Genomic DNA, 22,100 nt, shown 5'->3' with positions numbered 1-22,100 from the left:
GGGGTGGGGGGGGGCCGCCCCCCCGCGCCGCGGGTGTGGTTATTTGCCGCCGGCTTGCCCAAAAACCCCTCCACCCCCGGCGTGGTTCCCGTTTTCCCAACCCCCCCCCCCCGGGCCGCTGCGCGCCCACCTCTCCCCCAGTTGCGGGGGCGCGGCGGCGTGCGCTGACGGAACCGGGGCTCGCCGCCCGCCTGGCCGACCCCTTCCAGCCACCCCCTTGCGGCCAGACCGTCCGACAGGACGACACCAAAAGTACGGCAATATCAACGCGTTAGGAGGCGCATCGAGGTCTCTCCCCACTCGCTACCCACTGCCGAGGCCGCGCCGCCGACCCGCCGACTCGCCCGCCCGGTTGTCCCGATGGCCGGGGCCGGGTGGCGTTGTGGGGCCCCACCGCCACGCCCGCACTCGGGTTTGAGTGATTTCAGCCAAAGGAGAAAGGAAAGCGGACATGACCACTATAGACGAACACAAGCAGCAGTTGGCGCAGAAGCTGACCGAGACGGCAAAGCAGGCTGCCCCGCCGCAAGATCCAAATCAGCAACAGGCCGCAGGCTTCCTGCCGGCGATGAGCATCTGGGCCCTGATTGCCGGGCCGCTGATCGACACCTTCGCCCAGATGCTGAAGGAGGCGCTGGAGGAACGGGACAGGAGGCAAAATGAAGCGAGAGGACGCGGCATGAGCGAGGACGGCATGAAGGACAAGGACATCATCGGCACCGCTGCGCAAGCGGTCGCGGCCCGCTACGAGGCCGAGGCCAAGCGGCTCCGGCTAGAGCCAGGCACACGCTGGCAACCGAGATGGCGGGCCGTGCAGAGGATGAAAACCGCCGCAGCAGTGGCCGAAGTCCTGAAGGGGCTGGGGAAGAGCCGTGACTGACCTCCTCACCCATGTTCGCTTCTGCCTGCAGAAGGGGTCGCCGGCCATCTCCTTCGACCGTATTCGTAAATCTTCGCGAGAGCAAAAAAAACGAGCACCGTTACCAGACTCGCAGCAAAGTCCCTAGCTGCAAACTCGATCCCGAAAGGTGTGATCCTTTCATTTTGGACAACATACCGGCCAGCTACCCGAACTGTTCCAAATCCTCCTCCATTAAAAAGATAAACTATCGAGCTAAATGGAATTAATAATATAGAAAACAACATAAGATACTTAATCCTTGAATTTAAACGAAATAACTGAAATATGAATTCGTTAATAACGAGCAATGCAATATAAATTACGAAATATGAGATAACATTCACAATATAGATTGTATATACACCATTCATCGAAAGATCCATGTGAAAAACAGCGACCGCCAGAAGGTATATTCCCAATAGTATCACAAGCCGGATACATCCTGATAACCAGGACTCTTCTGCTAACAAACGGCGCAATTTTTCAAATTGTGGCATCAAATGGCAGCCATATTGACATTATTCATTTGGAGTCTTGCCGCTCGATTATACTCTCTTAAATGGAACCTCGGCAGTATGGGGAGTCGATGAGATCCTAGCTGATAGTATTTTATGACTTGGTATAGTTTGAGTTATAGTTATGTATGACGTAGTGAGTATAGACCCGTCTGTTTCGTCCCCTTGGCGAAAGGCTAAGACTTCATCAATCCTTAGTCAAGGCGGCGTCATGCGAAGGGCGTTGTATTTTTAGACGATTACTTACGATGAAAAAGGAGGCAACGCTCAAATTATCTCTCATGAAACGCCTCGTCCGTTATCTCCATCAGCGGGTCGAGCAAAAACTCGATCACCCGTCGGCGATGAAACACATCGGATCAAGACCTGAAAGGAGAAGGCTGATGCCGAGCCGAGTGATCGATCTAAGCCACCACAATCCGACACCTGACTGGACCCGCGTCAGGTCTGCTGGTGTCCTCGGTGTCATCCACAAGGCGACTGAGGGAACGACCTATGTTGACCCGCAGCGCGAGACCCGGCTGGCTGCAGCGAAGAAGGCCGGGCTGTTGACCGCCACCTACCATTTCCTGCGGCCTGGCGACATGACTAAGCAGATGGCGCATTACCTGAAGACCGTCGACCCGGTCGAGGGCGAGCGCATGGTGCTCGACCACGAGGACGCAAACGTCAGCCTTGCCCAGCTGGAGCGTGCTGTCGGCGCGCTGCTGGCCAGCCGCCCCGATCTGCAGATCACGATCTATTCAGGCGCGCTGATCAAGCAGCAGCTGGGCAGCACGAAAAGCGACCTTGGCGCGCTGACCAGCCTGTGGATCGCCCAGTACACCAATGCCGCCGCTCCGACCTGGCCCCGGCAAACTTGGCCGCAATGGAGCCTGTGGCAGTGGACCGACAAGGAGAATGTTCCCGGCATTGCCGCACCCGTCGACGGCAATCGCTGGAACGGCGATGAGGCCGGTCTGGAGCGCTGGCTGGCGCCCGCCGGGGCCAAACCCATCGGAACCGCGTTGCCGCCGGCAGAGCCCCCGCCGCCGCTGGTGACGACCAATTTCACGCAGGGCGACCACGTCGAGAAGGTCGGCGGCGACGCCCGATTCGAAGGCGAGATCGTCTCGGTCTTCGCCAAGAAAAACGGGCTGATCCGCTACGTCCGTCGAGGACGATCGCGGCCTGCTTCTGATCCAGAGCGACAAGACGCTCAAGGCCACTGGGACATAAGCAAAAAATGGCCGGGTCGACTTGCGTCGGGACCGCCACGGGTGTTTGCTCCACTTAACGGGGGATGACCAATGGCACCAATACAGTATTTCTGGGGGCCGGGGCTATTCGCGCTCTATCTCGCGATGGTCACCGCAGGCGTAGCTTTTGTCGGTTCGGGATACGCTGTATTCCAGGCGGCCGATGCCGCCTGGACGGACGACATAGCCGCAAAGGCCGCCGCTGCAGAGGCCGAGCAAAGCCGGCTAGCAGCGGCAACCGCGGCCGAGCAAAAGCGACGCACTACGGTCGTTTCAATGCTTCGAGGGTATTATATCAATTCCCACGATGGCATCTCGACCGAGTTGATGTCTGGCATGGCATGGCCACCTGATGATTGGATGAACGCCGAACTGGCCAAGCTCGGGGAGCCGTGGGCAGTAGTTTCCAATGGCGCTAAGATCGACAGCGTCGATCACCAATAGTCTCGGGAGCGCAATGAGAGATTATCCGCCACTTTTCGCTCTTGTTGTGGTTTTTGCATTTATAACAATAATTATTGGATTTATACTTGCAACTTTGCAGCAGAATAGATTCGCATTGGAAGCAAAGGACTGGCCAGTGGTCGATGCAACAGTGATTGATAGGTTGTATGCGTCTTCTGATCCAATTTCTTATAAGATAAAGGTAAGATATGCATTCAATGGAGAAATTTACGAGTCCGTAGCGGGCAATTTTTACCGGAAAGAAACTATGGCCAAGTATGAGGAAGATATTGTTGCAATCAAAGTTAATCCAGATCGGGCACGTGAATGTGTCCTTTTCTCTTGAGATATCATAGCGCTGGCGCACGGGGGCCGGTGGAGTTCGGATGACGCGAGATTTGATTCTTCTTGCATGGATTGTCGTCGGAGCGTGGACCGGTTCGGCATTAGCTCAAGATGCCACCGAGAAAACCTTTCCCCACGACATCACGCTTAGCGATGTAGCTCCCTTGAAGCTTGCAATCCGGAAGCACCTTGCCATCTCGACGGAACCAACAGTGTGGATCGCGATGGCTCGCATGGGAGAAAGTGGGGGTGTCTACCTTTGTGGGCTTACGGATGGTGGCAGCGTGTCGACCTCCATTCTCTTCTTTGCGCATAAGACAGATGGGGCTGTCGAAGTCGAAGAAATTGATAGTGACTCCAAAATCGATGGCAGGGCCAAAAAGCTTTGCGACACTCACGGCTTCCGCACCCCTATCCCCGGCTGAACCTCCGCAACCTTTAAGGACAGCTTCCCATTTCACCCTCGATGGTGTCGGTGAACAGGCCGGTGCCGTTGAAGATGTCAGTGTCTTCGGCAAAGAAGCAAGAGAGCAGCCGCGCCATGAAATGGTTCATGTCACGGGGCGAGGAACCCAGCTTTCAAGGATCGCCGACAAGCTCCGTGTAGGTCCTCATCGTCCCATCCTGCCCGCGAATCCGCCACGTGTCGCCGTCCCGCGCCTCGACATGGCACGGCCCGAGCGGCACCTTGCCGCCGCCGTCCGGCAGGTCCAGCACGTAGACGGGGTTGCAGATGCCCGACAGGCGCGCCCGCAAGGCGCTGACCAGCGCCCGTCCCTCGGCAATCGTGGTGCGCCGGTGCGCCATGCCGCGCGCGAGGTCGCCGTGATGCAGGTAATAGGGTTTTATGCCGAGGCGGTACATCAGCTCGCGGCACAGCTCCTCCAGCACCTCGACCGTGTCGTTGACGCCTTTCAGCAGGACGCTCTGGTTGAGCAGCACGAAGCCGCCCTGCCGCAACGCGCGGCAGGCTTCTTCGGTGGCCGGCGTGATCTCCCGCGCGTGGTTGAAATGGGTGACGACTGTGACCATCAGCCGGCCCTGCAGCGAGCGAACCAGCCCTGACGTGACGCGCGAGGGCAGCGCTACGGGCACGCGTGTGTGGATACGCAACAGCCGCACATGCGCAACCGCCTCGATGCGGGCGCGGATTTCTGCCAGCGCCTTGTCCGGCAGCGACAGCGGATCGCCTCCGGTCAGGATCACCTCGCGGATTTCGGGGTGGGCCTCGATATAGGCAAAGGCCGGCTCCAGCGCCTCGCGCGAAAAACCGCGGCCGATCGAGGTCAGCGACTCCTTGCGAAAGCAGAACCGGCAATAGACCGCACACTGATAGGTCGCAAACAGCAGGACCCGGTCGGCATGGCGATGCGTCAATCGCGGCACCGGGCTGAAGGCGTGGTCGGCGATCGGATCGTCGAGCTCGCCTTCCTGCTCGGCCAGCTCTTCGGGCGACGGGATGACCTGCGCCCGGATCGGATCGGCGGGGTCGCTCCAGTCGATCAGGTCGAGGTAGGCTTTTGGGATGCGAACCTTGTGGCGCGTGGCCGCGGCTTGAGCCGCCGCGCGCTCGGCTGGCGACAGCGGCAGGGAGTCGAGATCGCGCACCTGCCGCACGCCGGCGCGAACATCGCCCTGCCACGCGGCGTCGTAGGCGTGCTCGTCGTCGGCCGCCATGCTGCTGGCGTCGGGGATGTCGAGGTGTGAGGTCATCGCAGGCTCCTTGAACTCGGGGCTGATACAGCATTGGAGCCGGGGTGCGAACCCTTGCCGGATGCACTCAGCGGCGAAGCTGCCAATCTGCCCCGCGAAGGCAGGGCTATTGCAGGTGGAAAGCCGAGGCTTTCGCTCTACGATGTACCCCCACCCCTAACCCTTCCCCACAAGGGGGAGGGAGACTGCCGTTTGCGCTGACCTCGGCAAATTGCCATGCCTTTCGGGCGCCAAAGGGGAAGTTAAGGCGCGCGGCAGCGTTCCCTCCCCCTTGTGGGGAGGGTTAGGGTGGGGGTCCACCTTCGCAAGAATCCAAATGCGATTGACCGGCCCACAAGGGACCCACAAGGGGGGAGATTGGCAGCTTCAGCGCCCGCCTGATTTCTCAGCGCGCCCATCCGGTTTCATGATGATCTCGCGATGCGGATAGGGGATGTCGATGCCGTTTTCCCTAAAAGCGTCCCACAGCGCCAGCAGCACCCTGCCGCGCACATTGGTCAGGCCTTGCTGAGGGTCGTGGATCCAGAAGCGCAGGACGAAATTGAGCGAGGATTCGCCGAAGTCGGTGAGCCAGCAGACCGGCCGCCGGTCCGCTTCGACCCGGCCGACGCTCATGGCGGCCTTGATGGCCAGTTCACTGACCTTATGCGGGTCGGCGTCGTAAGAGACCCCGAAATTCACGTCGAGCCGCACGAGGTTGTCGCTGAACGACCAGTTGATGACCCTTTGGGTGATGAAGTCTTCGTTCGGGATCAGGTACTCGCGGCCGTCGCGCGTCACCACCGAGACAAACCGCGCCCGCAATTCGCGCACCCAGCCGAACGTGCCTTCGAGCGAAATGGTGTCGCCCGGCTTGATCGACTTGTCGAGCAGGATGATCATGCCGGAGACGAAATTCGAAACCACCTTTTGCAGCCCGAAAGCCAGGCCGACGCCGACGGCGCCGGAGAATATCGTCAGTGCCGTCAGGTCGAGACCGACGGAAGACAGGGCGATGGCACCCGCCACCAGCACAAGGCCGACCTTTGCGACCTTGCCGACGAGGACGCGGATCGAGGGCGTCAGCTCTTCGGAGATGCGGACGCGCTCGTCGATATACTTGCCGACGACCACCGCAAGCCAAACCGTGGCGATCAGCAGCAGCGCCGCTTTCAGCACCATGAGCGCCGAAAGGCGCACCGCGCCCAAAGGTATTGCGAGGCCGTCCAGGAAAGTCGCGGCGTCGTCATCGATGCCCAGGATGACAAGGGCCGCATAGATCCAGGTCAGCCAGGCGAGAGCCCGCGCGACAAAGCGATTGCGGACGATGCGCGACAGCACCGACGCAAACAGCCACGCAAGCGATAGCGAGAGCGCGATATAGATGAAATGGGTCCGGCTTGGCCAGGTGACGGCGCGCATGAGAACGAGCGCGGCAAGCAGGAAGACCGTGAACAGAATCCAGTCGGTGCGCCGCAACAGGGCAACGACGACCCTCAACAGTCCGGGATGCCCCTTGATCTGGCGTGCCCGGTTCTCCACGAGCGGTTCGATGCGCTGCGCTGCGAGCTTCGCGACGAGGAAGAGCACGACGATGATGGCAGCCTGATAGAAAAACCACGGCGTGACGGCGTAGTCGAACCATCGGCTGGCCCAGGCCAGCGATTCATTGATGGCGTTGCGAAAATCCATTCCCACACGACCGTTATGGATTGGCGAACAGCACAATGTCGCCGGCCTGGTGAAGGGTCAAGCCGGCGCTCTGCGCTTCAGCCCCGCGCGCCCCCGGCGCCTCTTGGCCGGTGCGCTCAAGATGTCGGGTATAGCCGCCGCCATAAGAGTGACGCACGCGGCCAGGCAGCGGCCGCCAGAAACAACAACTGATTGGAAACAACCGCTGGAAAATCGCCAACGCGCAACATTGAATCACTGTTATATTAGCTTGCTCTTAAATTAGATTTAGCGTATGTATGCAGCTGGCCGGTGATCTACCCCCCAACCGGTTAGGCTCGGCGCCAGTCCCGCCCCCCTCAGGCCAACGACGCCGGGCCGCTCGGCCTTTATTCTCTCTTTAAGTATCCCTGCTGTTCCTGTCGCGCAGTTGAGAAGTCGATCGATCGTCGGCCTCTTCGATATCGATCAAGGGGCGCCCCTCCTCAATAACCGGCGGTGAACACTTCGACGATGTCCGCGATCTCTCAGGTGTCGGCCTTCCCGTCGCCAGCCATGGTCGCTAATCTCGGCTCACGGAAAGGCTGGAGAAGCGGAATGGCGAACGACTTATCGCCAAGGCTTTTGGCGATCGTTGACGCGCTGCCTTTGCGGCACGGCATGCGCGTGCTGGAGATCGGCTGCGGCCCAGGTGCTGCAGCGCGCGAGATCGTGCGCCGGATTGGCGACGGTCACGTGCTGGCGATCGACCGCTCGGCCAAAGCCATCGCGCAGGCCAGGGCCGCCTCGCGCGCCGAGATTGCAGCGGGCCGGCTGAGCCTGCGTCAGGTCGCCATCGAGGATTTCCAGTTGGAGGCGGACGAAAAGCACTTCGACATTGCAGTCGCGGTGCGCGTCGGCGCGCTGGACGGGCGTCATCCCGAGGCAGGAAAAATCGCCCTGCAACGGCTCAAGGCGGCGTTGACGGCGCAAGGCCGGCTGTTCATCGACGGCGGCGATCCGCTGCGCGAAATTGTGATACACGGCTGAGCAGCCCGTGCTTCCTTTCCGGAATCGAGCGTTTGGGTCATGGTGAGCGGCAACGCCGCTCTGCGCCTCAGCTCCGCAACCCAGGCGCCTCCTGCCCGGTTCGCTCGACATACTCCGTATAGCCGCCGCCATAGGTGTGGACGCCCTCCGGCGTCAGTTCCAGCACACGGTTCGACAGCGCCGCCAGAAAATGCCGATCGTGTGAGACGAACAGCATAGTGCCCTCATACTGCGAAAGTGCCGTGATCAGCATCTCCTTGGTGGCGATGTCGAGGTGGTTGGTCGGCTCGTCCAGCACCAGCAGGTTGGGCGGGTCGAACAGCATCAGCGCCATCACCAGCCGCGCCTTCTCGCCGCCCGACAGCACCCGACATTTCTTCTCGATCTCGTCGCCGGAAAAGCCGAAGCAGCCGGCCAGCGCGCGCAACGCCGCCTGGCCTGCCTGCGGAAAGGCGTCCTCCAGCGTCTGGAACACGGTGCGCTCGCCCTCCAGCACTTCCATGGCGTGCTGGGCGAAATAGCCCATCCTGACGCTGGGCCCGCGTGCCACCGTGCCATTGTCCGGCTCGGAAGCGCCGGCGACCAGCTTCAGCAGCGTCGACTTGCCGGCGCCGTTGATGCCCATCACGCACCAGCGCTCGCGGCGGCGCACCTGGAAATCCAGCCCCTCGTAGATCGAGCGGCTGCCATAGCCCTTGTGGACGTTCTTCAGCGTCACCACGTCCTCGCCGCAGCGCGGCGCCGGCTGGAAATCGAACGACACTTTCTGGCGGCGTTTTGGCGGCTCGACGCGGTCGATCTTCTCCAGCTTCTTCACCCGGCTCTGCACCTGGGCGGCGTGTGACGCCCGCGCCTTGAAGCGCTCGATGAAGGCGATCTCCTTGGCCAGCATCGCCTGCTGGCGCTCGAACTGCGCCTGCTGCTGCCGGTCGGCGATCGCCCGCTGCTGCTGGTAAAATTCATAGTTGCCGGAGTAAGCGGTCAACGAGCCGCCATCGATTTCGACCACCTTGTCGACGATGCGGTTCATGAACTCGCGGTCGTGCGAGGTCATCAGCAGGGCGCCGTCATAGTTCTTCAGGAACTGTTCCAGCCAGATCAGGCTTTCCAGGTCGAGATGGTTGCTCGGCTCGTCGAGCAGCATGGCGTCGGGCCGCATCAGCAGGATCCTGGCAAGCGCCACGCGCATCTTCCAGCCGCCGGAAAGTTTTCCGACGTCGCCGTCCATCATCTCCTGGCTGAAGCCGAGGCCGTCCAGCACCTCACGGGCACGGCCATCCAGCGCATAGCCGTCGAGTTCCTCGAAACGCGCCTGCAGGTCGCCGTAGCGGGCGATGATGGCGTCCATCTCGTCGGCGCGATCGGGATCGCCCATGGCCGCTTCAAGTGCGCCCATCTCCGCCGCCACTTCGCTCACCGGCCCGGCGCCGTCCATCACTTCGGCAACCGCGCTGCGGCCCGCCATGTCGCCGACGTCCTGGCTGAAATAGCCGATGGTGACGCCGCGATCGACGGAGACCTGGCCCTCGTCGGGCTGCTCCTCGCCGTTGATCATGCGAAACAGCGTCGTCTTGCCGGCGCCGTTGGGGCCGACCAGCCCGACCTTCTCGCCCTTCTGCAGGGAGGCGGAGGCCTCGATGAAGACGATCTGCCGGCCGTTCTGCTTGCTGATGCTTTCCAGTCGAATCATGCTTTTCACGCGCGCCCAAGGGATTTTCCCCGCGCCAATACGCGATAGGCGGCGCCTGCGGAAGCCCGCAAATCAATCGGAATACGACGCCACATTCGAAGTTCGAACTGAATTGGCGGAACCTCAGATAGGGCCGGCAGTTTAGAAAGATGACCTCAAACAGCGAAGGAGGACGAGATGAAGACCCTAACCGCTATTTTGCTCGCCACCTCAATGATCGGGCTGACGGCCGGCACGGCAAGCGCTACCTGCCACGACACGACCGCATCGATCGAAGCTCAATCAGGCGTCGCAAAAGACGCAACGCGCGCGCCCCTCGAAACCGACGCGAATACCGGTAACAGGGTAAAGGGCGGCCCGGCCAACAAGACCGGCAACACCATGCCGCTTGCCAACCAGGAAGCCGGCGGCGATAAAAACCTTGCCACCTCGCAGCAGGATGTCGAGGCGCAGCAGGAGGGCGAGAAGACAGCAGCTGCAAAAGCCGACCCCTGCAAGCCGGATTGACGCGCATTGAAAATGCCAACCGCAGACGGCGCGCCGTAGCACAAGGCGAAGCGCGACGGTCAGCCGATCCCGCCGATCACCACGTAGGCGCCGGCGGCGCGTCCGTCCTCAAGACGCACGACGGCGGTGACGATCGAGCCGTACACGCCGCGCCAGACGCTGTGAATTCTCTCATGCTCTTTGGCCGGTACGACTGCACGCCCGGTGAAGCGCGCGCCGGTCCGCTGCATGCGAATGGGCTCGCCGTTGACATGGACTTTCACGCTGATCTCGGTCCCGGCCTCACCATCGATGTCGAGCATGATGGTTATCTCATCCTGATCACCGGCATGGCGCGTCTCGGCGGCAAGCGCGACCGTGAGCGGCGGCGCCTCGCCGGGCCGGCGGGCGGAAGGCCGGGCGAAAAAAACATCGTCGGGAAGTTCCGGCGTGCGCGGCGGGCGGCTGCGGCGCTGGCCAAAACGCTCGAAGTCGCCGGCCAGCCGCAGCAGCCGGGTGTCGTCATAGGCCTTGCCGGCGAAGGTTAGGCCGACCGGCATGCCGATATCGGCCATCGCGCCCATCGGCACGGTGACGGTCGGAATGCCGAGATGGCGCGGCACCAGATTGCCATTGGCGACCCAGGTGCCGTTGCGCCAGGCCAGCACTGCGGAGGCCTCGTTGACATCCGCATCGGCCGGCCCGACATCGGCGACGGCGGGAAACACCACTGCGTCGAGCCGTTGCGCGTCGAGCCAACCCTCGAAATCGATGCGCCGCGTCGCCTCCAGGCCTTTCACGCCGGCCTGCAGCTCGGGAATGGCTAGGAATGGCGTGACGCCGCGCTTGGCCCGCTCGACATATCCCACCACATCAAAACTGTCCTCATAACGGTCCGGCAGCGTGCCCGGCGGCTGCGGAAAGATCTTTGCGCCGTCGACCGACGCGAGATCGGGAATGGTAGGGTCGGCATTGGCGCGCAGGAAATCGTCCCAGGCGAAGACGCACAGGTCCCATATCTCGCGCTCGGCGAATGCTGCCGGAATCAGCCCGCGATCGACCATGTTTTTTGTTCCCGGCCGGTCGCGCTCGTAGTTGGAGACGACGGGAAAATCGACCTCGACCACATCAGCGCCGAGCCGCCGCAGATTCGCTGCCGCCTGCTGCCACAGCTCCAGCACCGAGGCGCGGGTCTGGATCGCAATTTTGGCCTCCGTATCGCGGCCGATATACATGCGGGGCACGCCGAGCCGCATGCCTCGCAGCGCTCCCTCCAGCTCGAGGCCGGTGTAGAGTGGCGGCCGTACGTCCGAGCTCTTCGGCAGCGCCACCCAGGGCTGCGCGCGCCAGAAATCGCCCCTTGTGTTCGGGTCGTCGGCGACGATCACGTCGAGCAGTTCGAGCATGTCGGGCACGCTGCGCGTATGCGGCACCACCACGTCCATCGTCGGCACCAGCGGCCAGTTGCCGCGCACCGAAATGACGCCGCGCGACGGCGTGTAGGCGACCAGCGCGTTGTTCGACGCCGGCGCGCGGCCCGACGACCATGTCTCCTCGCCAAGCCCGAAGGCGGCGAAGCTGGCGGCGGTCGCGGTGCCGGAACCATTCGACGAGCCCGACGCGAAGGCGGCGGTCAGGTAATCGGCATTGTAGGGGCTTTCCGCCCGGCCGTAGACGCCGCGCTGCATGCCGCCATTGGCCATCGGCGGCATGTTGGTCAGCCCGATCAGCACCGCGCCGCCGGCCCGCAGCCGCCCGATGGTGAAGGCGTCCTCATTGGCGACGAGATGTTCGAAGGCCGGCGAGCCCGCGGCCACTGTGAGGCCTGATACCTTGTAGCTATCCTTGGCGGTATAGGGGATGCCGTCCAGCGGCCCGAGCGCAGCACCGTTCCTGCGGCGCCAGTCGGACGCGGCCGCCTCCTCGAACATTTTGGGGTTGAGCACCGGAACGGCGTTGAGGGCGATGCCATGGCGGTCGTACCTGGCGATGCGCCTGAGATACGCGCCGACCAGCTCGACGCTGGTGACAGTGCCGGCCTCCAGCGCCCGCCGCAGCTCTGCGATCGACGCCTCGACGATGTGGAGATCGGTCACTTTGGGAAAGCCAAACGTCTGTTATCCGCAACAGTTTCAAATATGATCTTTACCTACAATGTCTTGGTGTCCAACAGACCGTCTTCCTTCATCATATCCAGATAAATCTGGACAGCGGGATGGCCATGGGACGAAGCCTTGAGCAGCCATTTGGCGGCCTCTTTATAGTCTGGTTGTCCATTGATGCCGCGATAGTACAGCATCCCAAGACCAGCTTCGGCATCGACATTTCCGACCTTTGCCGCAGCCAGCCACCAGAACTCCGCGGATTTGTCGTCTCTGGCTGCGCCTTCACCGTTGGCATAGGCGTACGCCAAACCGAGTTGAGCATCGACATTTCCCAGCTTTGCGGCTTTGCTCCACCATATGAATGCTTGGCCGTCGTCCTCGCCGACGCCTCTTCCTGTGCTGTAAAGGACACCAATATTGTATTGCGCTTCCGCAAGACCGCTGACTGCGGCCTTCATCCACCATTCGAATGCCAAATCGTCGTCCTGCGCCAGCCCTCGACCTTCATTATAGAGAATGCCAAGCAGATATTGGCCGGCCGCATCCCCGTTTTCCGCAGCCTTTCGCGCCCAGATGACGGCCAGCCGATCGTCCTGTTCAACGCCTTTGCCATAATGAAAAGCCTGACCGAGACCGCTGGCGGCCTCTATATTTCCTGCCACTGCAGCCTTGCGCCACCAGGAAACCGCTTGGAAGTCATCCTGAGCAACGCCTTCGCCTCTGGAATACAGAAGACCAAGCATGGATTGAGCAGCCGCATTTCCCTCGTCCGCTGCCTTTCGCGCCCACTTCACGGCAAGCTGATCATCCTTTTTGACGCCTTGGCCGAGATAGTATAGCCGGCTGAGAGCGAAGGCGGCTTCGATATTTCCTGCCTCGGCAGCCTTGCCAAACCAGTACACTGCCAGCCCGTCATTCTGGGCAACGCCGTGGCCCTGCCCATACATCAAACCAAGATCGAACTGGGCGACGGGATCGCCTGCCTCGGCCAATACCGTCAACGGACCGAAGGCCTGGACATAGTTCTCGGTCAGCAGCGCGGTTTTCGCCTTCTGCGCAGCCGACCAGAGGACATAGAAGTGGCGTGTCGGGAAAAACAGCACCGTGGCGGCCAGCACAAGAAAAACCGCCGCGATTACCTTCCGACGATAGGGCTTGAGGGAACTGGCAAAGGATGCTGTCGCTACAACCAGTCCGCTTTCATTGTCCATGTGAGCTGATCCGTCCATCCCCATCAGCAATCATTAGCGCGGAGCTTTTCCTTGCGAAATATCCCTAGCTTGAAAATCTAATCAATCTGGGGCTCCGGCGAAAAGCACCACCCCGTCTCCGCCGCCTGCCGGCCAGTGCCGGGTGGTGCGGTCGTAGCCGCCGGTCAGCACTGTGCCGTCAGCGGCGAACGCCACGGCGTAGATCGGTCCGGACCGGCTGTCGAACAGCGCGGTCTCGCTGCCGGTTTCCATGTCCCACAGCCGTGCCGTGCCGTCGAGCGAACCGGACAGCAGCCGCTTGCCGTCGGTCGACAGCGCCAGCGCATAGACCGTGCCCGAATGGCCCTCGAGGCGGCGGACTTCGCGGCCGCTGTCGAGATCCCAGAGCTTGATCGTATAATCGCCGCTGCCGGTGATCAGATGGCGCCCGTCGGCCGTGAACACCACGCCATAGGGGCCGCGCTCATGCCCGTGCCAGCTGCGCAGCTGCTTGCCGGTGCCGATGTCCCATAGTTTTAGCGCGCCCTCGATACTGCCGCTGATCGCGCGTGTGCCGTCGGGCGAGACGGCGACCCCGCTGATCGACCAGTCGTGCCCCGGCATGACATGCAGCACCGAGCCTTTCTCGATATCCCAGACGATGACCCTGCCGGTGTCGTGCCCGCTGACAGCACGTTTGCCGTCGGGGCTGATCGCCAGCTTGTTGACGCCGCCGATCTGGCCTGACGAGAAGACGTGCAGCACCGCGCCATCGGCGAGCTGGCGCAGCACGATCTCGCCATCGTCGCCCGCCGTCAGCGCCCGCGCCCCATCGGGCAGGAAAAGCGCGGTACGCGCCATGTCCTTGTGGATGCCGAGGGTGCGGATCAGGCGCTTGCCGTCGATATCCCAGAGCTTGATCGTGCGGTCGGTACTGGCGCTCATGATCGAGTGACCGTCGGACGCCACCGCCAGCCAGACGACGGGCTCGCGGTGGCCATCGGGCTGCGTCGGCTGCGGCGGCGGAGCCTGAGGCAGCGGCGCGACGGTCTGCGGTGGCGCAGCCGGGGCTGGAGCAGGCTCCGGCGGTGAGACAGGTGGGGCAAGCGCGACCTCGGATGGCGAGGCAGGAGCCGCTTCCGGTTCCGGGGCCGGTGCGCTGGTGACCTCTTGGCTTTCCGGCGCGCTCGGCACGGTTTGCTCGGCGATCAGGCTTTTGCCGGCGTCCTGTGGCTGCCGCGACCACGGGCTGAGCTGGTCGACCACCAGAGCGAGCACGGCGAGGAACGGAACGACGGCAAGGAGCCGCCGCAGGCGTGGTCTTCCGGCGGGTTGCAGTTCGGCGCCCCTGCCGAACAGAGGCGTCTTCGGAGCGAGCGTCGATCGGCCCGGCAACAGGTCGGCCCAGAACAGCAGGGCTGCAAGAGCTGAGACAACACCCGCTGTCCCGAAGAAAGCCAGGCGCACCGACGCGAAAGCGTCGCCGACGCCCCCGCCGCCCAGCGCGAAATACACGCGTGTGAAGCAGAGCATGCCGATCGCCAGCAGCAGCATTGCCAGCAGCCTGTCGACAAACCTGTTCATCGGGCTCCCCTCGCGCCGCTGTCGCTTCGTCCGCAATGATGCAGGTCGGCGCCGGGCTTGTCGATGCCCGGTCAATTCCGAAGAGCGAAACAGCGAGCGCAAAACGCGCGCCTGCGCCAAAGCGCTCGATATGGCCTGGCGACACTCTCGGTCGCCGCAATGTTGCCCGGTCGCGCGCTAGAATCGCCCGGCAGGGAAATCAGCACCGAGGCCAAGTGATGGATGATTGGAAACTACCCTGGGACGGCGGCTGCCTGTGCGGTGGGATACGCTTTCGCATAAGTGCGCCGCCCTTGCGGACCATGGCCTGTCATTGCACCGGCTGTCAGAAGCTGAGCGCGAGCGCTTATTCCCTGACCATGGCCGTGCCAAGCAGCGGCTTCAGCGTTACGCAAGGCGAGCCGGTGGTCGGCGGCATGCATGGCCCGCACCGGCAACTCTACTGCCCGCACTGCAAGAACTGGATGTTCACCCATCCGCACGGCCTGGACTTCTTCGTCAACGTTCGCGCTACCATGCTCGACGAGCACAATTGGTACGTGCCCTTCGTCGAGGTTTTCACGTCGGAAAGGCTGCCCTGGGCCACGACCGCCGCCAGCCACAGCTTCGCCACCCAACCCGACCTTGAGGGGTATACGCCATTGATCGAGGCCTTCGCCCGCGAAGGTGCGCGACCGGGCTGACGGAGTAAGGCGAAAGCGCCGATGAAGGCCAATCTCCCCCCTCGTGGGGGAGATGTCCGGCAGGACAGAGGGGGGCGCTGTCCCGCCGGCTTGGCAACCGACCGCAATTGTGCCTTCCGTTAATTCCGCTGGTGACAGTATAATTCAATTAGGGCTGGCGATCCTTCGCGCCCCCCTCTGCCCTGCCGGGCATCTCCCCCACAAGGGGGGAGATTGGGCAGCTTCACTGGTCGCGCCCACCTTCCGGTGCGTCGGAAGTGACCGGGATGTCTCCCGCCCCTCACCGCAACTCAACCCAAACCGGCGCGTGGTCGCTGGCGCCGGGCTCGCCGCGAACGTCGCGGTCGATGCCTGCCCCGGCCAGCCGGCGCGTCAGTTTCTTGGACAGCAAGATATGGTCGAGCCGCAGGCCGGCGTCGCGCTGCCAGCGGTTGCGGCGATAATCCCAGAAGGTGTAGAGCGTCTCCTTCGGGTGTTCTTTGCGCAGCGCATCTAGCCAGCCCTGGTCGAGCAGCGCTGCGAAGGATTCCCGGCTCTCCGGCTGCACCAGCGCATTGTCGTCATAGGAGCGGGTCGGATAGATGTCGCGCGGCTCGGGCACGATGTTGTAGTCGCCGGCCAGCACCACCGGCAGGCCGGTGTCGAACAGTTCTTCCGCATGCGCGTTCAGGCGCTCGTGCCACGCCAGCTTGTAGGTGAATTTCGGGCCGGGCTGCGGGTTGCCGTTCGGCGCATAGAGGCAGGCGACGACGATGCCGCTGACCGCCGCCTCGATGTAGCGGGCCTGGTTGTCGCTGTCGTCGCCGGGCAGCGCCTCGCGGGTCAGAACGGGTTCTGAACCCCGCGCCAGTATGGCGACGCCGTTCCAGGTCGGCTGTCCCACCCAAACCGCACCATAACCGGCCGCGGCGAGTGCTGTGCGCGGAAACTGCGTCTGCCTGGCCTTCAGTTCCTGCAGGCAGACGATGTCGGGCTTGGCGACAGTCAGCCAGGCGAGCAGGTTCTGCAGCCGGCCGTTGATGTTGTTGACGTTGAAGGTGGCGATCTTCATCGGCCTGCTTCAGCGCACGATGCGCTCGGTCCACGCCTTCACCGCATCAGCGAGTGTCTTCAGATGATCGGCGGCCGAAAAACCGGAGATGCTCTTGCGCGGCTTCAAATCGTGGTCGCCATCTTCCAGCCACCGCATTTCGATGGTGTCGGAAAGGTCGTACGTCGCGACCTCGTCCCTGGTCCCGAATTCGTCGCGTGTGCCCTGAAAAATCAATGTCGGCGTCTTGAGACCGGCGAGGTGTTTTGTCCGAAGCTGCGTCGGTTTCCCCGGCGGATGGAAGGGGTAACCGAGGCAAAGCAGCCCTGAAATCTCGTCCTTCGAAAACATCTCGTCGGCGATCATCGAAGCGACGCGGCCGCCCATCGACTTGCCGCCGATGATGAGCGGCCCGTTCACGCCCTTCGCCCTGAGGTCGGCGATCGCCTTGATGTATTCCGGGTTCACCGTCTCGGCGCGCGGCGGCGGCTTGCGGTGGCCGTAGCGGCGGGCCGCCATGTAGTGGAATTCAAAGCGCGCAACGCGGAACCCGGCTTCGGCCAGCGCTTTTGCCGTGGCGGTCATCGAGGCAGAATCCATCGGCGCGCCGGCGCCGTGGGCAAGAAGGATGGTGATGGGAGCGATTTCTGGGCCGTCGAGGAGGAAGGTGGTCATGGAGTGGCCCACTTATGGAGGCCGCGTTCCGTCCCACCCCCCTCTGGCCTGCCGGCCATCTCCCCCGCAAGGGGGGAGATCGGCAGCTCGGGCGCCCCGCTTACTCTTGCAACGTTTAAGGATGACGAAAGCGGCTGAGTGCTTAATCTCCCCCCTTGCGGGGGAGATGGCCGGCAGGCCAGAGGGGGGTGTTCAAGCGCGACCAAACGAAGCCCTCACCCCGACATCCGCGCCAGCTGCAAATCGATGAACTGAATACCCTTGGCCGCCATCCGCGCCCATTCGGAGCTGGCGTCGAGCTCGAGATAGCGCGCCCAGTTCCGCCGCGCCTCGGCGAGGTTGCCGACGTCGAACTCCAGCCTCGCCAGGTTGAACACCGCATCGGCATAGTTTTGGTCGAGCGCTATCGCCTTCTGCAGGTGCCGCCGCGCCGAGACCTCGCGACCCTCATCGCTCATCAGCCCGGCCAGATTGAACCAGGCCTCGACAAAGCCGGGGTCACACTTGATGGCGCGGGCATAGTCGTGCGCCGCCTCGGCCGCGCGTCCGGCGGCGCGCAGGCAGTTGGCGCGGTTGAAGGCGGCGATCGCATCGCTCGGATCGATGGCCAGGCAGCGCTGGTAGAGTGCCGCCGCCTGCTCGTGGTCTTCAGCCTCTTCCGCGGCTTCAGCATCGGCGAACAGTTCTTCCAGCGTGTCGTCATCCGGCGACCCCAAATCGAACAGCAACTGGCCGTCGAGTTCGCTCTGGCCGCCTTCAAGGTAGATCTGATCGGCACGCCCATGCTGCGAGCCGACATTCAGCGACTTGGCGGTCAGCGAGGCGATCGGACCGCTGCGGTGCACCGAGCGCGCGATCGCCCCCCACGAGGCGCCGCCGGCAATCAGCCCGGCATATTTGCGGGCCAGGATCAGGTCGCGAAACGAATAGGGTTCGCAATCATGCTCGAAGGCATCGAAAAGCGACAACAGGTCGAGGTCGGCGGCGGCCAAGCGCGATTGATCGAGAAGCGACTGCCGCGACAGCGCCGAGGCCTCCGGCGTCTTGATCAGCCCGAGCAGGCGCAAAAAACCGTTTTCGCTGATCAGCTTGCGCCCGGCCGCATGCTCGGCGGCGACGCGGCGCTCGATCTCGGCATCCCCGGCCTTGGCCAGAAATGTGCGGCCGAACACGACATGGCTGGTGCGCCTGTTGACGCCGCGCCGCAACTGGCCCTGCTGGCGCTCGACCTCACGCGCCGCCAGCCTCAGCGGGAACGCCGCCAGCGCGCCGATGGCGCCGAAGACGCTGCCGGAAATTATACCAATGCGCGCTGTCACCCTTTGCTCTTGCCGACGGCCTTGAGCAGATTGGCCTTGAGCGGATTTTCCTTGGCCGCGCCGGCGCCGCCCCTGGCGGATTTCGTTGCCGGTTTCGCCGCTTCATCGGCCTTGCTCTTGCTCTTGGCCGGCGGCTTGGCCGATTGCGACAGGCTGGCCTTCAGCGCATCCATCAGATTGATCACGTTGCCGCGCTCGGGCGCTGCCGCGATGATCGGCTTGTGACCCTTGAGCTTCTCGCGGATCATCGCCATCAGCGCGATCTCATAGCGATCCTCATAGTTCTTCGGATCGAAGGTGGTTTCCTTCTGCTTGATCAGCGCTTCGGCAAGCTGCAGCATTTCGGGGTCGGGCTTGCCGGCCGGGATGTTGCCGAAATATTCAGCCGTGCCGCGCACTTCGTTCGGGTTCCTCAAGGTGCAGACGAACATGCCGTTCTCGCGCGCGCCGATCGTCACCACGCGCTCGCGGCTGGACAGCACCAGCCGGGCGATCGCCAGTTTGCCGGACTTGCGCATCGCTTCGCGCAGCACGGCGAAGGTTTCCTCGGCCATCGCGCCATCCGGTGCCAGGTAGTAGGGGGCGTCCTGATAGATGACGTCGACCGAATGCTCGTCGACAAAGGCTTCGATGTTCATCGTGTGGTTGGATTCGATGCGCACCGCCTCGAGGTCGGCATCTTCGATGATGATGTACTGCTTGTCCTCGTATTCGTAGCCCTTGACCAGATCCGAGCGCTCGACCAGCCCGAGTTCGGGATCGACCGGCTTCATGTTGATGCGGTTGTGGGTGTCCTTGTGCAGCTGGTTGAAACTGATGCGCTCGCTGGCACTCGTCGCCGGATACAGCCGGACCGGACAGCTGACGAGACTGAGCTTGAGGTAACCTTTCCAACTTGCCCTGGGCGCCATGAAACTCTCCTACGCGGCCGTGCACTGTCGAACTTTTCGCAGCGCTTCGTCCAAAGGACGAACGACGCTGCGCAAAACCTACATCGCCCTCACAATACCGGCAAATCCCTAGCGAAATCTTCCATGTCGGCCCAGGGATCGCCGGAGGTGGCCAGAAGCCCCGGCAGTGAAGAATAATTCAAATCTTCCGGAGCGTCGATGGATTCCAGATCGGACCAGCTCACCGGCGTCGAGGCCGGCAGGTTTGTGCGGGCGCGCAGCGAATAGGGTGCCGCCGAAGTGTGGCCGCGCGCGTTGCGGTGAAAGTCGATGAAGATGCGCCGCTTGCGGTTGTCCTTGCCCATGGTGGTGGTGAAGGTGTCGGGCGCCGTGGCGGCCAATGCCGAGGAGATGGCGCTGGTCGCCTGGTGCAGCTTCTTCCAGTTCTGTTTTTGCGTCACCGGCACTGAGATGTGGATGCCCTTGCCGCCCGAGGTTTTGGCAAACGGCACCAGCCCCATCGCCTCCAGTTCGGCGCGGATATGCACCGCCGCCTCGACCACCTCGCGCCAGCCAACCCCCTCACCGGGATCGAGGTCGAAGACGATCAGGTCGGGTTTGTCGAGGCGCGTGCGATGGGTGCCCCAGGTGTGGAACTCGACGACGCCGAACTGCGCCAGCGCCAGATAGCCCTTGGCGTCCTCGACCGACAGGTAGGATTTGGTCTCGCCCTCGGAATTGGTCGCCTCAAAAGTCGCCACCGATTTCGGCATGCCGGTGAAGGCATGGCGCTGGAAGAAGCAGTCCTGCGGCTTGCCGGTCGGGCAGCGCACCAACGACACCGGGCGGCCCAAAATGTGCGGCAGCATGAAGTCGCCGACCAGCGCGTAGTAGACGGCGATATCGAGCTTGGTCGGTCCGGTTCTGCCGAACAGCCGCCGCGTCGGGTTGGTCACCCAGATCGTGGCGAGGTCGGCCTCGGCGATCAGCCGCTTGCGCTTGGCCGATACAGGCGTCGACAGGCCGACGTCGCGCAGCCCGCGGAACACGGCATGGCGCAGCGCATTGTCGGTGGTCCGGTTGGCATAGTGGATATGCGCCGAAAGCAGAGGCCGCACCCAGTTCATCTCGCGCATGATCTCGCGTGGAACGCCTTCGGGTGCAGACGCGCCGGCGCGCAGCGGCTCCAGCCGGGCCAGCAACGCGTTCGCGGTGGCGGCGTCGAAGCCGGTGCCGACCTTGCCGCGATAGTGCAGCTCGCCATCCTCGAATTCGCCGAGCCCGAGCGCGGCCAGCCCCTCGGCTGCAGCGGAGGTGGTGTAGCCGGCGATGACGAAATCGCCGGTCTTCAGCGCCTTGGTCTTGGTCCACGTCTTGGTGCGGCCGCTCTGGTAGATCGCCGTGGCGCGCTTGGAGACGATGCCTTCCAGCCCTATCTCGGAGGCCTGGTCGTAGAGCGCCTGGCCATCGCCTTCGACGTGGTCCGAGAACTGGATGGCGGAGTTGGCGCCCAGGCCTAACAGCAATTGCGACAGCAGCGCCTTGCGCCGACCGAGCGGCGCTTTTGTCAGGTCCCAGCCGTCGAGATACAACAGGTCGAAGGCATAGTAGTGGAGCTTGTTGCCGGCGCCCTCGGCCAGCGCCTCCTGCAAAAAGGCAAAGCGGCTGATGCCCCTGGCGTCGAGCACGACGACCTCGCCGTCGATGATCGCATCGCGGCAGGGCAGCCTGGCAAAGGCGAGCGGCAGGTCGCCATAGCGCCTGGTCCAGTCGAGGCCGGCGCGGGTGATCAATTTGACCGCGCCGTCGGCCAGATGCGCCATGGTGCGGTAGCCGTCGAATTTTATCTCGTGCAGCCAGATTTCGCGCGTTTTTTCGGCAGGGCCTTCGCCGCCCGGCGGCTTCGGAACCTGCGTGGCCAGCTGCGGCTCGATCCGGGAAGGCAGCGGCGCCTTGACCGCACCCGGCAGCGCACCGGGTTTCAATGCCACCGGTTTCGCAGGCCTTGCGGCAGGCTTCGGGGTTGCCACCAGCTCCTCGATGCGACGGCCGGATTTGACGCTTTCCGGCCGGGCTTCCAGTATGTCGAGCCTGGCATCGGCGGCGAGGTCGCGCTCCTTGAACAGCAGCCAGTTCTTTTTGCCCTCATCCTCGCCGGGCTTCGGTTTCAACCTGGTCAGCATCCAGCCGCCATTCAGCTTCTCGCCGGCGAGACGAAATTTGAAGGAGCCGGTGCGCAGGCTCTTTTCGACATCGTCCATCGGCGCCCAGACGCCGGTGTCCCAGACGATCATCGGCCCGCCGCCATATTCGCCCTCGGGAATGACGCCTTCGAAGTCGATATATTCAAGCGGATGGTCCTCGGTCTCGACCGCCAGCCGCTTGTCGGCCGGATTGAGCGACGGGCCGCGAGGCACCGCCCAGCTCTTCAGCACATCGCCGACCTGCAGGCGAAGATCGTAATGGTCTGACGTAGCGTGATGCTTGTGCACGACGAAGCGATTGCCTTCTGCGGCAACCGGCCCGCCGGCGGGCTCCGGCGTTTTGCGGAATTCGCGCTTGGCGCGATAGGCCTTGAGTTTGGAAGGAGCTGGCATATCAAAGATCGAAGCG

19 protein-coding genes and 1 pseudogene are annotated in these 22,100 nt (G+C 63.0%); 8 read left to right on the top strand and 12 right to left on the bottom strand.

Annotated elements, in window-relative coordinates; translation table 11 throughout:
* The first annotated feature begins 451 nt into the window (after positions 1 to 451).
* The 5 genes from AC0L17_RS21075 to AC0L17_RS21055 all read left to right on the top strand — a co-directional run bounded on the left by AC0L17_RS21075 (position 452) and on the right by AC0L17_RS21055 (position 3,868).
* Complete coding sequence (locus AC0L17_RS21075) at positions 452 to 880, top strand: hypothetical protein (RefSeq protein ID WP_473517240.1); 429 nt, start codon at positions 452 to 454, stop codon at positions 878 to 880.
* Between the two features lie 919 nt (positions 881 to 1,799).
* Complete coding sequence (locus tag AC0L17_RS21070) at positions 1,800 to 2,702, top strand: glycoside hydrolase family 25 protein (protein ID WP_473517239.1); 903 nt, start codon at positions 1,800 to 1,802, stop codon at positions 2,700 to 2,702.
* A gap of 3 nt (positions 2,703 to 2,705) precedes the next feature.
* Positions 2,706 to 3,098: a hypothetical protein gene (locus AC0L17_RS21065; RefSeq protein ID WP_473517238.1), complete on the top strand. Its 393-nt coding sequence runs from the start codon at positions 2,706 to 2,708 to the stop codon at positions 3,096 to 3,098.
* A 13-nt stretch (positions 3,099 to 3,111) separates the two neighbouring features.
* The gene (locus tag AC0L17_RS21060; protein ID WP_473517237.1) at positions 3,112 to 3,444 is read left to right on the top strand and encodes a hypothetical protein; all 333 of its coding nucleotides are present in this window, start codon (positions 3,112 to 3,114) and stop codon (positions 3,442 to 3,444) included.
* Positions 3,445 to 3,484: 40 nt separating this feature from the next.
* Positions 3,485 to 3,868: a hypothetical protein gene (locus AC0L17_RS21055; RefSeq protein ID WP_473517236.1), complete on the top strand. Its 384-nt coding sequence runs from the start codon at positions 3,485 to 3,487 to the stop codon at positions 3,866 to 3,868.
* A 37-nt stretch (positions 3,869 to 3,905) separates the two neighbouring features.
* On the opposite strand, the pseudogene AC0L17_RS21050 reads toward AC0L17_RS21055, so the two are convergent.
* The 3 genes and pseudogenes from AC0L17_RS21050 to AC0L17_RS21040 form a co-directional block, all read right to left on the bottom strand.
* Positions 3,906 to 4,001, bottom strand: a pseudogene (locus AC0L17_RS21050) (type IIL restriction-modification enzyme MmeI); the annotation flags it as partial.
* Between the two features lie 21 nt (positions 4,002 to 4,022).
* Positions 4,023 to 5,156, bottom strand: coding sequence for a KamA family radical SAM protein (locus AC0L17_RS21045; RefSeq protein WP_473517235.1), 1,134 nt, complete (start codon positions 5,154 to 5,156; stop codon positions 4,023 to 4,025).
* 366 nt (positions 5,157 to 5,522) lie between these two features.
* A complete protein-coding gene (locus tag AC0L17_RS21040) occupies positions 5,523 to 6,827 on the bottom strand; it encodes a mechanosensitive ion channel family protein (protein ID WP_473517234.1) in 1,305 nt (434 codons plus the stop codon).
* Between the two features lie 576 nt (positions 6,828 to 7,403).
* Here AC0L17_RS21040 and AC0L17_RS21035 point away from each other — a divergent pair.
* Positions 7,404 to 7,835: an SAM-dependent methyltransferase gene (locus AC0L17_RS21035; RefSeq protein WP_473517233.1), complete on the top strand. Its 432-nt coding sequence runs from the start codon at positions 7,404 to 7,406 to the stop codon at positions 7,833 to 7,835.
* Between the two features lie 67 nt (positions 7,836 to 7,902).
* Here AC0L17_RS21035 and AC0L17_RS21030 read toward each other — a convergent pair whose 3' ends face one another.
* Positions 7,903 to 9,525 (bottom strand): ABC-F family ATP-binding cassette domain-containing protein, encoded by a 1,623-nt coding sequence (locus AC0L17_RS21030; RefSeq protein WP_473517232.1) that lies wholly within the window; start codon positions 9,523 to 9,525, stop codon positions 7,903 to 7,905.
* 177 nt (positions 9,526 to 9,702) lie between these two features.
* On the opposite strand from AC0L17_RS21030, the gene AC0L17_RS21025 reads away from it, so the two are divergent.
* Positions 9,703 to 10,032 (top strand): hypothetical protein, encoded by a 330-nt coding sequence (locus tag AC0L17_RS21025; protein WP_023799016.1) that lies wholly within the window; start codon positions 9,703 to 9,705, stop codon positions 10,030 to 10,032.
* A 59-nt stretch (positions 10,033 to 10,091) separates the two neighbouring features.
* Here AC0L17_RS21025 and AC0L17_RS21020 read toward each other — a convergent pair whose 3' ends face one another.
* The 3 genes from AC0L17_RS21020 to AC0L17_RS21010 form a co-directional block, all read right to left on the bottom strand.
* Positions 10,092 to 12,107 carry an amidase gene (locus AC0L17_RS21020; RefSeq protein ID WP_473517231.1) on the bottom strand — a complete coding sequence of 672 codons (2,016 nt, stop codon included), beginning with the start codon at positions 12,105 to 12,107 and terminating at the stop codon, positions 10,092 to 10,094.
* 53 nt (positions 12,108 to 12,160) lie between these two features.
* On the bottom strand, positions 12,161 to 13,327 hold the full coding sequence (locus AC0L17_RS21015) for a tetratricopeptide repeat protein (RefSeq protein ID WP_473517230.1): 1,167 nt from the start codon (positions 13,325 to 13,327) through the stop codon (positions 12,161 to 12,163).
* 81 nt (positions 13,328 to 13,408) lie between these two features.
* Positions 13,409 to 14,890, bottom strand: a complete 1,482-nt coding sequence (locus tag AC0L17_RS21010; RefSeq protein WP_473517229.1) for a WD40 repeat domain-containing protein — start codon at positions 14,888 to 14,890, stop codon at positions 13,409 to 13,411.
* 218 nt (positions 14,891 to 15,108) lie between these two features.
* On the opposite strand from AC0L17_RS21010, the gene AC0L17_RS21005 reads away from it, so the two are divergent.
* Positions 15,109 to 15,573: a GFA family protein gene (locus AC0L17_RS21005; RefSeq protein ID WP_473517228.1), complete on the top strand. Its 465-nt coding sequence runs from the start codon at positions 15,109 to 15,111 to the stop codon at positions 15,571 to 15,573.
* Positions 15,574 to 15,853: 280 nt separating this feature from the next.
* On the opposite strand, the gene AC0L17_RS21000 is transcribed toward AC0L17_RS21005, so the two are convergent.
* From AC0L17_RS21000 to ligD, 5 genes are all read right to left on the bottom strand, one after another.
* Positions 15,854 to 16,624, bottom strand: coding sequence for an exodeoxyribonuclease III (locus AC0L17_RS21000; protein ID WP_473517227.1), 771 nt, complete (start codon positions 16,622 to 16,624; stop codon positions 15,854 to 15,856).
* A gap of 9 nt (positions 16,625 to 16,633) precedes the next feature.
* Positions 16,634 to 17,278, bottom strand: coding sequence for an alpha/beta hydrolase family protein (locus AC0L17_RS20995; RefSeq protein ID WP_473517226.1), 645 nt, complete (start codon positions 17,276 to 17,278; stop codon positions 16,634 to 16,636).
* Between the two features lie 215 nt (positions 17,279 to 17,493).
* Positions 17,494 to 18,597: a tetratricopeptide repeat protein gene (locus tag AC0L17_RS20990; RefSeq protein ID WP_473517225.1), complete on the bottom strand. Its 1,104-nt coding sequence runs from the start codon at positions 18,595 to 18,597 to the stop codon at positions 17,494 to 17,496.
* Positions 18,594 to 19,508 carry a non-homologous end joining protein Ku gene (gene ku / locus AC0L17_RS20985; protein ID WP_023799023.1) on the bottom strand — a complete coding sequence of 305 codons (915 nt, stop codon included), beginning with the start codon at positions 19,506 to 19,508 and terminating at the stop codon, positions 18,594 to 18,596. Before ku ends, AC0L17_RS20990 begins: the two co-directional genes overlap by 4 nt.
* 89 nt (positions 19,509 to 19,597) lie before the next feature.
* Complete coding sequence (gene ligD, locus AC0L17_RS20980; RefSeq protein WP_473517224.1) at positions 19,598 to 22,084, bottom strand: DNA ligase D; 2,487 nt, start codon at positions 22,082 to 22,084, stop codon at positions 19,598 to 19,600.
* Between the last annotated feature and the right edge of the window lie 16 nt (positions 22,085 to 22,100).

The organism is Mesorhizobium sp. WSM4829 (assembly GCF_055811475.1).
This window is presented reverse-complemented; position numbering and strand designations above follow the sequence as displayed.